Origin of the sequence: Hanstruepera ponticola (assembly GCF_012931685.1) — a bacterium.
Taxonomy (GTDB): domain Bacteria; phylum Bacteroidota; class Bacteroidia; order Flavobacteriales; family Flavobacteriaceae; genus Hanstruepera; species Hanstruepera ponticola.
Genome location: NZ_JABANC010000004.1, coordinates 30,156 through 42,492, shown reverse-complemented (window position 1 = coordinate 42,492; position 12,337 = coordinate 30,156). Strand labels below are relative to the sequence as shown.

The 12,337-nt window shown below is 33.5% G+C and carries 11 protein-coding genes and 1 other RNA gene; 8 read left to right on the top strand and 4 right to left on the bottom strand.

The genetic code is table 11. The features are described 5' to 3' along the window. Positions 1–981 (bottom strand): hypothetical protein, encoded by a 981-nt coding sequence (locus HGK31_RS10625; protein WP_233451076.1) that lies wholly within the window; start codon positions 979–981, stop codon positions 1–3. Positions 982–1,117: 136 nt separating this feature from the next. Between HGK31_RS10625 and HGK31_RS10620 the strand changes: the two genes are divergently transcribed. Further along, positions 1,118–2,257 carry a cysteine desulfurase family protein gene (locus HGK31_RS10620; RefSeq protein ID WP_191859798.1) on the top strand — a complete coding sequence of 380 codons (1,140 nt, stop codon included), beginning with the start codon at positions 1,118–1,120 and terminating at the stop codon, positions 2,255–2,257. 27 nt (positions 2,258–2,284) lie between these two features. Then, a complete protein-coding gene (locus HGK31_RS10615) occupies positions 2,285–3,151 on the top strand; it encodes a receptor L domain-containing protein (protein ID WP_191859796.1) in 867 nt (288 codons plus the stop codon). A 1-nt stretch (position 3,152) separates the two neighbouring features. Here the strand turns inward: HGK31_RS10615 and HGK31_RS10610 are convergent, their stop codons facing one another. Both HGK31_RS10610 and HGK31_RS10605 read right to left on the bottom strand, forming a co-directional pair. Then, positions 3,153–5,669 carry a TonB-dependent receptor gene (locus HGK31_RS10610; protein WP_191859794.1) on the bottom strand — a complete coding sequence of 839 codons (2,517 nt, stop codon included), beginning with the start codon at positions 5,667–5,669 and terminating at the stop codon, positions 3,153–3,155. Beyond that, positions 5,623–7,314 (bottom strand): M23 family metallopeptidase, encoded by a 1,692-nt coding sequence (locus HGK31_RS10605; protein WP_191859792.1) that lies wholly within the window; start codon positions 7,312–7,314, stop codon positions 5,623–5,625. Before HGK31_RS10605 ends, HGK31_RS10610 begins: the two co-directional genes overlap by 47 nt. A gap of 176 nt (positions 7,315–7,490) precedes the next feature. Here HGK31_RS10605 and HGK31_RS10600 point away from each other — a divergent pair, with 176 nt between their 5' ends. The 4 genes from HGK31_RS10600 (at position 7,491) to rny (ending at position 9,876) form a co-directional block, all read left to right on the top strand. Beyond that, positions 7,491–7,781, top strand: a complete 291-nt coding sequence (locus HGK31_RS10600) for a hypothetical protein (protein WP_104735955.1) — start codon at positions 7,491–7,493, stop codon at positions 7,779–7,781. Positions 7,782–7,795: 14 nt separating this feature from the next. Next, entirely contained in the window at positions 7,796–8,089 is a 294-nt protein-coding gene (locus tag HGK31_RS10595) for a cell division protein ZapA (protein ID WP_104736149.1), read from the top strand. Positions 8,090–8,142: 53 nt separating this feature from the next. Next, positions 8,143–8,249, top strand: a non-coding RNA gene (ssrS, locus tag HGK31_RS10590) — 6S RNA. A 52-nt stretch (positions 8,250–8,301) separates the two neighbouring features. Continuing rightward, complete coding sequence (gene rny / locus HGK31_RS10585; RefSeq protein ID WP_104735954.1) at positions 8,302–9,876, top strand: ribonuclease Y; 1,575 nt, start codon at positions 8,302–8,304, stop codon at positions 9,874–9,876. Positions 9,877–9,936: 60 nt separating this feature from the next. Here the strand turns inward: rny and xerD are convergent, their stop codons facing one another. Then, positions 9,937–10,833, bottom strand: coding sequence for a site-specific tyrosine recombinase XerD (gene xerD, locus HGK31_RS10580; protein ID WP_191859791.1), 897 nt, complete (start codon positions 10,831–10,833; stop codon positions 9,937–9,939). A 216-nt stretch (positions 10,834–11,049) separates the two neighbouring features. Between xerD and HGK31_RS10575 the strand changes: the two genes are divergently transcribed. Further along, a complete protein-coding gene (locus tag HGK31_RS10575; protein ID WP_191859789.1) occupies positions 11,050–11,637 on the top strand; it encodes a porin family protein in 588 nt (195 codons plus the stop codon). 109 nt (positions 11,638–11,746) lie between these two features. Beyond that, on the top strand, positions 11,747–12,292 hold the full coding sequence (locus HGK31_RS10570; protein ID WP_104735951.1) for a hypothetical protein: 546 nt from the start codon (positions 11,747–11,749) through the stop codon (positions 12,290–12,292). Positions 12,293–12,337 lie beyond the last annotated feature (45 nt).

Here is a 12,337-nt window from a genome sequence, read left to right as displayed (position 1 = left end):
TTAAAATTCAGGTGTAACCAATCTTGTTGCGTTTAACCTAGAATCTTCTAGCGTACCGAAATCAAAAAAATCCTGATTTATCGTAGAGAAGGATAGACCTGTTACAGTCATTTCTACTGTGAACACTTGCCCAATAGTGTGCTCTCGATATGCTGTTGCAGCTACTAAAACTGACCAATCAGAATTAAGATAGTTGGGAGTAGTTGGGTTGTCGGGATCTGAATAATCATTATGTGGATTATTGTCAGTTTCCCCATTATTATTTTCTTCTTCTTCATCTATAGTATCAACTAAATCACCGTCATCATCAGTATCTAAATAATTTGGGATTCCATCACCATCAGTATCTAATGGGTTGGTTAATGGGTTGTCATCACCATCGGCATCATCAGTGTCAATTTCAACTCGGGTTAAGACATTATCACCATCGTCATCAACATCTATATAGTCTGGAATACCATCACCATCGGTATCGTCATCGGTCAAATCGCCATTTCCGTTGCGGTCTTCCAATCCTGCAGGAATACCATCGTTGTCATCTTCAATAAGTGAAACTTCTATTAGGGCTTGACCGCCTGCACTAACTAAATTTTCTTGAACAATGACATCAGCTGGAGGAACATCAGTACAGAAAAAACCAGTAGGATTTGTATTGTATGAACGATAATTAAAGCGGTTATCAGAATCATCAATATCTATAATCCATTCGGTAGTGACTAGTTGCACCCGCATCGTATCTCCTTCAATTTGCTCAACTTCCAATAAGTCTTCAAATGTTATGCTCGGATCACCTATAAGTAATGACAAAGATTCCGGTGGGTCAGTCTTGATTTTGTAAAAAACGAGTTCACCACATGCTGAAAACGTATCATCAAAATCAAACTCAACGGTTATGATATCACCATCATCACAAGATGACACACAAATTAACAGAAAAAGGGCAATCAGTTTACGCATAATACTTGGTGTATTCATATTCATAACAAAAGTAAAAGATTTGCTAAATATACAACGTGAGCCCTGATAAATAATTTTATTTCAAGTATTTTTGCACCAAATTAACAGTTGTCTTTTTAATAGAAATAAAGCTACTTGTTTTAGAAGTTATAGTTTGAATATGAAACCAATTTATTTTGATAGTGCAGCCACGACACAAGTACGTGATGAGGTGATTGATAGTATGATTGAAGTTATGAAAAATGAATACGGAAACGCTTCATCAACACATAGTTTTGGCAGGTCATCTAAAGTTTTAATTGAACAGTCAAGAAAAACTATTGCGCGTTATTTAAATGCTTCAGCAAGTGAAATTATTTTTACTTCAGGTGGTACCGAAGCTGATAATTTGGCTATTCAATGTGCTGTTCGTGATTTAGGTGTCAAACATATAATCACTTCCAAAATTGAACACCATGCAGTTTTGCATACTGTACAGCAGTTAAACAAGGCGCATAATGTAAAATTAAGTTTTGTTCAACTAAATAAGCACGGTGAAATAGACTATGACGATTTAGAGCGATTACTTGGGTCAGAGAGCAAAACTTTGGTGAGTCTTATGCACGTCAATAACGAAATAGGCAATATTTTAGACGTGAAACGTGTTGGCGATTTGTGTCAATCTTATAAAGCATTATTTCACTGCGATGCTGTACAATCAATTGGGCATTTTGAATGGGATTTACAAGATATTCACATTGATTTCCTCGCTGCTAGTGCTCATAAATTTCATGGGCCAAAAGGTATTGGGTTTTCGTTTATTAGAAAAAATACGGGCTTAAAACCTTTGATATTTGGTGGCGAGCAAGAACGTGGTGTACGTGCAGGAACTGAAGCTGTTCATAATATTGTTGGACTTGAAACAGCCTTTAAATTGGCTTATGATAACTTGAAAGATGAGCGTAATTATGTTTTTGGTTTGAAAGCCTATTTTATTGAGCAATTGAATAAAAGCATCCCTGAAGTGTCTTATAATGGTCTGTCTGGTGATTTGGAAAAAAGCACTTATACGTTAGTGAATGTATGCTTACCAATATCAGCTGAAAAAGCGTTGATGCTGATGTTTCAATTGGATTTAAAAGGCATAGCTTGCTCTAAAGGAAGTGCTTGTCAAAGTGGAAGCGCTAAAGGGTCTCATGTTTTAGCGGAAATTTTAGAGACAGATGCTTTGACTAGGCCTTCAGTAAGGTTTTCATTTAGTAAATATAACACCAAAGCAGAAATTGATTATTTGATTAAAGTATTAAAAGAATTTGTTTAGCTTTACCTAAATAAATTCTTTTAAACCATGACCTGTAAAACCAAATTCTTTTTTTTCGGAAAACTATTATTAATAGTTACATTATTTTTTAATTGTAGTAATGATGATGATAATAATTCGGTAGCTCCTCAAACACCAGCTAAAGTTTTTGAAGGTAATGTGGTACTTTCTTCTCAAGCAGCAGTGGAAGATTTTGGTTCAGAGAATTATGATGAAATTGATGGTAGTGTATTCATTGGTTTTAGTAATCAAAATGAATCCGATATTACCAATTTAGATGCACTCATAAGTATAGAGTCAATTCAATATGGATTAACAATTCAAAATAACCCATTACTTAATAGCTTGAGTGGTTTAAATGGACTAACTTTTATTAATGGAGGTGCGCTAACTATTAAAAATAATGAATCGCTTACAACTACCGGAGCCTTAAGTGGTTTGCTGTCATTTAAGTCACTGCTAATTGAAGATAATCCCGTGTTATTAAATGTAAATGGTTTGGAAGGTGTAAGATTGTCGAGGGAATCAATAATTATCACCAATAATGTGGCATTAACAAATATCGATGGCTTGGCTGGGTTGGTTTCGGTTGAAGGAGAAATTTTGTTTATTGCAGGAAACACGTCACTATCTAGTATAAATGGCTTAAGTAATTTGCAGTTTGTAACAGGAGATTTAGTTATAAGAAATAGCCTAGTAACAAATTTAAATGCTTTAGAAAGTCTTGAAGAGGTAGATGGCGGGATATTTGTGTCATACAATGAATCTCTGACAAATTTCTGTGGCTTGTTACCATTAATCGATTCAGGAGGATTAGGTGGTAGTTTTTCTACTAAAGGAAATGGATACGATCCAACTATTGATGACTTAAATACTGATTCTTGTAGTATTTAAGCTAGAACTTCATGGTAGTTCTTATATTAAATACACGAGGTGTTAAATAGTTTGGTATAGCATATTGACGCTTGCTGTAAACATCTCTTACCCAAGTATTGGTAATTGAATTTTGGTTGTCGAAAATGTTGTAAATCTCAACCCCTAGTGACAAGTATTTGAAAGGTTTTCGCCAGCCACTTTGATAATCATCTTTATCATCAACAATGACATATTGGAAACCAACATCAGCTCTACGATAATCAGGAAGCCTATTTTGATATTGATAAGGATCAGCATAACTAGGAGAACCACCTGGTAATCCTGTGTTGTAAACCAAATTTAAATACATTTTAAGTTTGGGTAAATTGGGCACATAATCCTGAAATAAGGCTGCAAATTTTAATCGCTGGTCAGTTGGTCTTGAAATATAACCTCGATTATCAATGTTTTCTTCTGTTTTAAGGTATCCAAAACTAAACCAAGATTCAGTTCCAGGAACAAATTCACCATTTAAGCGCATATCTAAACCATATGCATAAGCTGTAGCATTATTTCTTGCACGATAGCGAATACGTACATTTTCAATGGTGTAAGGGTTTACATCATCTAACTTCTTGTAGTAAACTTCTGTAGTCAATTTAAAAGGCCGTTCCCACATTTTAAAACTGTAATCATTACCTAATATAATGTGAGTGGATTTTTGCGCTTTTACGTCAGGTCTAACGGTTCCAGATGAATCACGCAATTCTCTATAAAAAGGCGGTTGGTAGTATAAGCCAGCACCAATTCTAAAGAGCATATCATGCTTCCAGTTAGGTTTGATGGCAAATTGTGCTCTGGGACTTATCACAGTTTGATTAACACTTTCTATTCCGACACCACTTACGGTCCAATTATGAACACGACCACCAACATTAAACCATGCTTCATGTTCGCCAATATCAGCACGTTTGCTCCATTGAATATATGCTTGAACCCTGTCTATTTGTGTTTGGTTTTTTGCTCTAACATTTTGAAAGGGTACAAGAGGGCCTTCATAAGGTGTGTAGGGTTGCTCATTAAAGGCATCACTACTTGGTGGATTAATTGAGAATCCAGCGGAATCAATAACTTCCCACTCAACAAGACGATCTCTTATGTCTTCATTTGTATATTTTATTGACCATGCAAAATCATGATCTTCTAGGGTGTAATTTCCTTGATGTTCTATGGTTGTGATTAAAGCATCCAAATCATTTCTACCATGATTTAATTGACCGCCAATTCCTTCGCTGAACTCCACCTCACCTAAATCTTCGTCACCAATATTAGTATTTACTTCCCCAAGTCGGTATTGTGCTAAAATATCAAAATGTTCTTCTTCAATGGTATGATATGCTGAAGCCACTAGGTTTAGTGTTAGATCATCATTAGCAAAATAAGTGCCTTTTAAAGCTCCAAAATAGGTTTGGTAAGAATCACGCTCTTGACCCTCATAAAAAACTAAAAGTGCTAACGGGTTTTGTAGTGTTCCAAAATTAGTCTGTCGGGTCTTGGGTTGGTAATTATATTTGTTTATGGAGGCATTTCCCAAAAAACTCAATTGGAATTTATCTGTAAATTTATACGTTAAGTAGGTTTGTATATCAGCAAATTTAGGGTCGTAGTTAACTTCAGTCTCTTGAGCGTCAACCAATAAACTATTATCACGATATCTAACGCCAACAATGCCTGTAAAACGCGTGTCCTTGCTTGCTGTTTCAATAGATAAACTACCACCTAATAAGCTTAAATCAGCATTTACACCAAAACGATAAGGTTTGCGATAGGTAATGTCTAAAACAGACGATAATTTATCACCATATTTTGCTTGAAAACCACCTGCTGAAAAATCAACATTTTGAACCATATCTGTATTTACAAAACTTAAACCTTCTTGCTGACCAGATCGAATAAGAAATGGGCGATACACTTCTATGCCATTAACATAGACCAAATTTTCATCGTAATTGCCGCCACGTACTGAATATTGTGTGCTTAATTCGTTATTACTACTAACACCTGGGAGCGTTTTTAGGAGGTTCTCAACACCTGCATTCGCTCCAGGTATTTTTCTAATAGTTTCGGGTTCAAGGGTTGTAATGCCTTCAACATCTTTTCGTTTTTTACTGGTTATAACTACTGTAGCTATTTGTTCAACAGATTCATCCATCACGGGATGAAACTCAACTTCTTCACCGTTCTTTAAATTGAAAGTAGCTACAATACGTTCATGAGATAAATGGGTAAAAACAACAGTAACTTCTTGATTTGCTGGAATTTTTAATGTAAAAAAACCATTTTCATTGGTTGTGGTTCCACTATCATTTGTGGAAATATTAACATCGGCAATAGGTACATTGGATTGATCCAAAACAACACCTTTTAGTGTTCCCGTTTGCGCTACAACTAGTAATGGTAACCAAAACAATAAGAACAAGCAAAAATTTAACTTTGTAATCAAGGTATTTTTATTTTCTGTAGAATAGTGTTTCAAAAGTAGAACTATTTCCAACATTATCGGTTACAATTATCTTTAAATTATTTTCGGTTTCTTGAGATATGGCATCGTTAAAATCATAAGTCAACTCATTTTTCTTATAGTCATATTCCATAAGAATCCACTTCCCATTAATAGTAGCCCTATAATTTGATATGCCAGATTCATCATCTTCAATCTTTACTTTTAAAAAACGATACTTGCTTAACCACTTTCCTTTAGAAAAATTTAAAGGCTTAATTTTTGGACCTATAGTATCCATAACCAAAGCATAAGTACCCAACGTTTTGGTATAAGTTGTTAAAACATTTTCCTTTTTATAGGTTTGAGAATATAATGCATATTGATTTCTATAACCGACCAATCTGGCAATGTAGAGTTTCTCGGCTTCAGGGTTTTTATAGCCTGTTATGTCGTAGGATATTGAGAAATTATCTCTTACTGGAATGATATCATCATGGAGCGAAAGCGTATCATTACTTACTTTAAAATCTATGAAAAAATCATCATAAAACGTATTTTCAGGGAAATTGACAGAGATGTGTTTGTTAATTAATTCGTTGTTTTTTTTGGCATAAATAAAATAAGGTGTTACTGAATCTGGTTTTGCTTTCATTTCTGAAGCTTGTTTCCCTTCAATATTAATGGTAAGCCACGAGTTGTTATTATGGAAGTCACCAACCTTTATTTTGTAAACCGAACTTGTGCTGTCTTCCACATTAATAAAACCATTATTATCCAAATTTGTATACATGCTCAACGGATTTTCAGGCTCAACAAAAAGTTTTTGAATTCGCTCTTTTTTATTCTTAAAATGCTCGTAATCAATAAAACGATTTAAATGCCGAGTTTCATCAAATGAAAAACGTTTAAAATCCATTTCAAATTTTAAATTACCATTATAAATACCTTGAATATTGCTGACACCGTTTTGATTAGTTGCTAAATCTTGCCTGTCAATAGCTTCTATTCCAAAACCAATTTTACCATACGCTTCAATATTTTCAACAGTGTAATCACCATTTTGTAGAGCGACCAATCGTAATTTTTGTTTCTCCCTAGATTTATTCACATGAGCATCTTTGGATATTGGATATGCATAAACATTTTTAATAGTTGGGTTAACACCATCTTGTATGTCTAGTCCAAATAACAAAGGATTAATAGGTCTTTCCTCATTATCCCTTATTTCAAAGTGCAAATGTGGACCACCAGAACCACCTGTATTACCGCTAAAGGCTACGATATCATTTTTTGAAAGTGGTAATTCAGCAGCGGTTGGAAATACTTCAATCTCAAATGTTTCCTGCTCGTATTGAAGTTTTTTAATATAAGCCTCAATAGTTGGTGAAAATTTCTGCAAATGGCCGTAAACCGACACGTAGCCATTTGGATGGGTAATATATAAAGCCTTACCATAGCCATAGTGTGATACCTTTATGCGACTTACATAACCATCAGCAACAGCATAAACATTCAAACCCTCTCGTTGTTGAGTTTTTATATCTAAACCGGAATGAAAATGATTTGAGCGTAGTTCGCCAAATGTGCCAGAAGGAATTAAAGTGATATCTAATGGTGCCCTAAAATAATCTTGCGGATAAGGGTTTTGCGAAAAACAAAAAGATGAAATTAAAAATAGTAGAAATAGGTTTTTTTGCATAAAAATGTTGTTGATGCTAAAGTATTAATTTGAATTAAATTTCCAAAAGCAAATGCAGTTTCTGTGCTAGCGCATTGATTATGAATAATAACGTCTAGATATTAATTTTTATTGAAAAACTATTGTTATTTATCTTTAGGTATGTTAACTTTGTGAGATAAGTATTGATATTGTAAATGAGTAATATTGAAGAAATTGTAGATGCTTTAGAGAATAAAATCAGCAAAGTTTTACACAAACAGGAAGTTTTAAAACAAGCTAATCTAAAATTAGAGCAAGAATTACAATTAACTCAAAAATCGCTTCAAGAACAGAAACAAGATTTAGTTTCTTGGCAAGAAAAGTATGAAGCGCTTAAATTTGCAAATACCATGCTTGGCAGTGATAATAATAAAAGAGAAACAAAGCTTAAAATAAACGCATTAATTAGGGAAATTGATCATTGTATTGCCCAACTTTCTGAATAATGCACATAGATTACATGTCAGACAAGCTTAAAATAAGGCTTTCTATAGCCAATAGAGTATATCCGTTGACTATTACACCTAGTCAGGAAGAAGGTTTACGAAAAGCGGCTAAAAATATTGAATCTATGATTAAACAATTTGAGCGAAGTTATTCTGTTCAAGATAAACAAGATGTTTTAGCTATGTGCGCTTTACAATTTGCGTCACAAGTTGAACAGAAATCAATAGATAAAGAAAATGTGAATGAACATGTTGAACAAAAGCTAAATGCTTTAAACAGCCTGTTAAAAGATCATTTAAACTCTTAACGTTCTTTAAATAGACTAAGGTTACTGCCTGCATTAGTTATTTTTTTTGATAAACTCAACACTAATTCTTTAAAAAGGGTGAGTTTAAGTTGTAAAAGCGAGCTGTCTTTGAGCAGATACTTGATCAGCTTGGTATCCCTAAACTTGTTTTAAGGAGTTTATACAAAACTTTATACTGGTGCAGGCTTTTTTTATAAATTAATAAAGTGAATATGGATAACACAATTATATTAATTGTAGGAGGAATATTATTAGGAATAATCATAGGATTTATTGTTGCAAAAGTTTTAGAAAGAAACAATGCATCAAAATTGGTGAAAAGTGCCAAGAAAACAGCAGCTTCAATAATTAAGGAAGCCAATAGTGAAGGAGAATCAATAAAGAAGGATAAAATTCTTCAAGCAAAAGAAAAGTTTATTGAATTAAAGTCTGAGCACGAGAAGGTTATTTTGTCAAGAGACAAAAAAATGGCTGAAGCTGAAAAACGTACAAGAGACAAAGAATCACAAGTTTCAGGTGAGTTGTCTAAAAACAAAAAGCTCAACGATAATCTAGAGGCTAAAATAAAAGATTACAATCATAGGCTTGATTTAATAGAGAAGAAAAAAGATGAGCTAGAGAAGCTTCACAGAAGTCAAGTAGAACAACTAGAAGTTATTTCTAGTCTTTCCGCTGAAGATGCTAAAGCCCAATTGGTTGAATCTCTTAAAGGGGAAGCCAAGAATGATGCCATGGCTTATGTTCAAAGTACTTTGGAAGAAGCGAAGCTTACAGCACAACAAGAGGCTAAAAAAGTAATTATAAATACCATACAGCGAATTGGAACAGAAGAAGCTGTAGATAACTGCGTGTCTGTTTTCAACATTGAGTCAGATGATGTTAAAGGTCGTATTATTGGTAGAGAGGGACGAAACATTAGAGCGATTGAGGCGGCAACAGGTGTAGAAATAATTGTTGATGATACTCCAGAGGCAATTATATTGTCTTGTTTTGATTCCGTAAGACGTGAAATAGCTAGATTATCATTACACAAATTAGTTACAGATGGTCGTATTCATCCTGCTAGAATTGAAGAGGTTGTTAAGAAAACAACTAAACAAATAGAGCAGGAGATAATTGAGGTAGGTAAGCGTACCGTTATTGATTTGGGTATTCATAATCTACATCCTGAATTGGTAAAAGTTGTTGGACGTATGAAGTATCGTTCTTCATATGGACAGAACTTACTGCAACACTCACGTGAGGTAGCAAAACTTTGTGGTGTTATGGCAGCCGAATTGGGCTTAAATCCAAAATTGGCCAAACGAGCTGGACTCTTACATGACATTGGAAAAGTACCAGATGCTGAAGCAGATATGGAAACACCACACGCTATATTAGGAATGCAATGGGCTGAAAAATATGGTGAAAAAGATGATGTGTGTAATGCTATTGGTGCTCACCATGATGAGATAGAAATGAAATCACTATTGGCACCAATTGTACAAGTTTGTGATGCCATTTCTGGCGCGAGACCAGGTGCAAGACGTCAAGTGCTTGATAGCTATATCCAACGTTTAAAAGATTTAGAAGATATAGCCTTTGGTTTTGGAGGTGTTAAAAAAGCTTATGCCATTCAAGCAGGTAGGGAGTTGCGTGTTATAGTTGAAAGTGAAAAAGTTGATGATCAAAAAGCAGCCGATCTTTCTTTCAGTATTTCCCAAAAAATTCAAACCGATATGACATATCCAGGACAGGTTAAAGTCACAGTAATTAGAGAAACCAGAGCAGTAAATATTGCAAAATAATATTTGTCATTTTTACGAATGCAGCACTCTATTGAGAAGCCCACTAAATGTGGGCTTTTTTTATTTTCTAGGATGATAAGTCTCCACGGTTTTGGTCAGTTGGCTTCTATCTATATGCATATAAATTTCAGTAGTAGTAATGCTTTCATGACCAAGCATTAATTGGATGGCTCTTAAATCAGCACCATTTTCTAAAAGATGTGTTGCAAAGGAATGTCTGAAAGTATGTGGCGATACAGTCTTTTTTAAGCCTATTTTTTCAACTAATTGTTTTATAATAGTAAATATCATAGCGCGAGTGAGTTGTCTGCCTCTTCGGTTTAAAAAAAGCGTGTCTTCATAGTCCTTTTTAATAGGCATTAACCGTCGTATATCATTGATATAAATAGTAATGTATTTTTGGGTAGATTTTACAATTGGTACAAAGCGCTGTTTATCACCTTTTCCAGTGACTTTTATAAAGCCTTCATCAAAAAATAAATCTGAAATTTTAAGATTGGTCAACTCGCTTACACGTAAACCACAACTGTATAAGGTCTCTAAAATCGCTCTATTGCGTTCACCCTCAGGCTTACTTAAATCAATTGCTGCAATGATGTTGTTTATATCTTCTTCACTTAGGGTGTCAGGTAGTTTTCTGCCAATTTTAGGTGATTCTATAAGATCTAGTGGATTATCTTGTCTATAATCTTCAAAAACCAAATAATTAAAAAAACTGCGTAGCCCAGAAATAATGCGTGCTCTTGATCGGGCATTCAAATGCTTTGCAGCTTCATAAATAAACTGTTGGATAACTTCAGCGTCTATTTTTAAAGGACTTTCAGTAATCTTTTTGGCATCAAGAAATTCAATGAGCTTTTCAATATCAAGTGAGTAACTACTTATAGTATTAGAAGAAAGTCCACGCTCAATTTTTAAGTACATTTGATAATCTTTGATGGCATTATTCCAATTCATTCAGCAGTAATTATAAATAGCATATAAATGTATGAAAATGCTGATGAATAGTATGACATCTTTTAAATTGTTAATAACTATAATTTTTAAAATATTATAAATCAATAGTTTGAACTTAATTGTTTATAAAAATGTTAATAAACTTAAAATCGGTTGTTAATAATTCAAAAAAAAGTATTTAGTTTGCATCAAATCAATTATAAAAACTTAACGATTATGAAAAAATTAATTTTATGTGCTGCTTTGACAGCATTTGTTTTTAACAGTACCAATGCACAAATGGATGTATCTTTTGGTGTAAAAGGTGGTGTGAATTTCGCAAATTTAAATGGCGATATTGAGGATAACGATATGAAAGTGGGATTCCATGTTGGTGGTGTTGCAGAAATAATGTTTAATGAAAAAATGGGTTTTCAACCAGAAATATTGTATTCAAGTCAAGGAACTAAATTTGAAGAAGGAGGCGCTAAACTAAAATATAATCTCGATTATATTAATGTTCCTTTAATGGCTAAATTTTATCCAACTAAAGGCTTTAATATAGAGGCTGGTCCACAAGTTGGTTTTTTAGTTAGTTCGAAAGCAAAATATGAGTTTAATGGAGATTCTGAAACAACAGATATTGAAGATCTTAAAAGCATCGATTTTGGATTAAATTTTGGTTTAGGATATAAAATGGATAATGGCTTAAATTTTGGAGCACGTTATAATTTAGGATTATCTAACGTTAATGATGCAGACAATTCTGATGACTTTAAAGTGTCTAATGGAGTCATTCAAGTTTCTGTTGGATTTATGTTCTAATATTCTTATAATAAAACAAAAAAAACCGAAGTTAATCACTTCGGTTTTTTTTGTTTTAACTTTTAAATCTTATATTTAGTAATATTAATCAATTAAAACTAAAACAATTATGAAAAAATTATTACTATTTGTAGCTCTTGTAATATTTAGTTTGAATGCTAAAGCACAAGATATTGAAGAAAAAATAAAAGGCGGTGGCTTTTACGTTGGTGCAAACATTGGGTTACCAATAAGTGGTGCAAGTGATATTTCTACGTTTAATTTTGGTTTTGATGTTGCTTACTTGTTTGAGCTTATTGATAATTTAGAAGTGGGTGGTTTACTTGGCTATACCCATTTTGTTGGTGACGACTTTTTTGGCACCAAATATGAAGATGCATCATTCATTCCTATTGCAGCTTCTGCGAGGTACTATTTTGCTAACCATCGATTTTTTGGTGGTGTCGATTTAGGTGTCGGAATCAATGCTGCTGGTGATGCTAAATCTGGTTTCTATGCACGTCCAAAGTTTGGATTTGATTTAGGAACTGTAGCATTAATTGCCTCTTTTCAAAGTATATCAGGTGGTACAGATTATAGAAACAACGGAACTTACTATTACAGATCTTATAGTAGTTTTACATCATTTAATTTTGGTGTTGAATTCGGATTTTAATAAATAAAAGTTTAATCATAAAAAGAGTAATCAAATTTTTGAGTT

What these genes read in the sequence shown, in the direction of transcription:
- HGK31_RS10625 (WP_233451076.1), bottom strand. Translation starts at nt 981, where the DNA reads ATGAATATGAATACACCAAGTATTATGCGTAAACTGATTGCCCTTTTT.
- HGK31_RS10620 (WP_191859798.1), top strand. Translation starts at nt 1,118, where the DNA reads ATGAAACCAATTTATTTTGATAGTGCAGCCACGACACAAGTACGTGAT.
- HGK31_RS10615 (WP_191859796.1), top strand. Translation starts at nt 2,285, where the DNA reads ATGACCTGTAAAACCAAATTCTTTTTTTTCGGAAAACTATTATTAATA.
- HGK31_RS10610 (WP_191859794.1), bottom strand. Translation starts at nt 5,669, where the DNA reads ATGTTGGAAATAGTTCTACTTTTGAAACACTATTCTACAGAAAATAAA.
- HGK31_RS10605 (WP_191859792.1), bottom strand. Translation starts at nt 7,314, where the DNA reads ATGCAAAAAAACCTATTTCTACTATTTTTAATTTCATCTTTTTGTTTT.
- HGK31_RS10600 (WP_104735955.1), top strand. Translation starts at nt 7,491, where the DNA reads ATGAGTAATATTGAAGAAATTGTAGATGCTTTAGAGAATAAAATCAGC.
- HGK31_RS10595 (WP_104736149.1), top strand. Translation starts at nt 7,796, where the DNA reads ATGTCAGACAAGCTTAAAATAAGGCTTTCTATAGCCAATAGAGTATAT.
- rny (WP_104735954.1), top strand. Translation starts at nt 8,302, where the DNA reads ATGGATAACACAATTATATTAATTGTAGGAGGAATATTATTAGGAATA.
- xerD (WP_191859791.1), bottom strand. Translation starts at nt 10,833, where the DNA reads ATGAATTGGAATAATGCCATCAAAGATTATCAAATGTACTTAAAAATT.
- HGK31_RS10575 (WP_191859789.1), top strand. Translation starts at nt 11,050, where the DNA reads ATGAAAAAATTAATTTTATGTGCTGCTTTGACAGCATTTGTTTTTAAC.
- HGK31_RS10570 (WP_104735951.1), top strand. Translation starts at nt 11,747, where the DNA reads ATGAAAAAATTATTACTATTTGTAGCTCTTGTAATATTTAGTTTGAAT.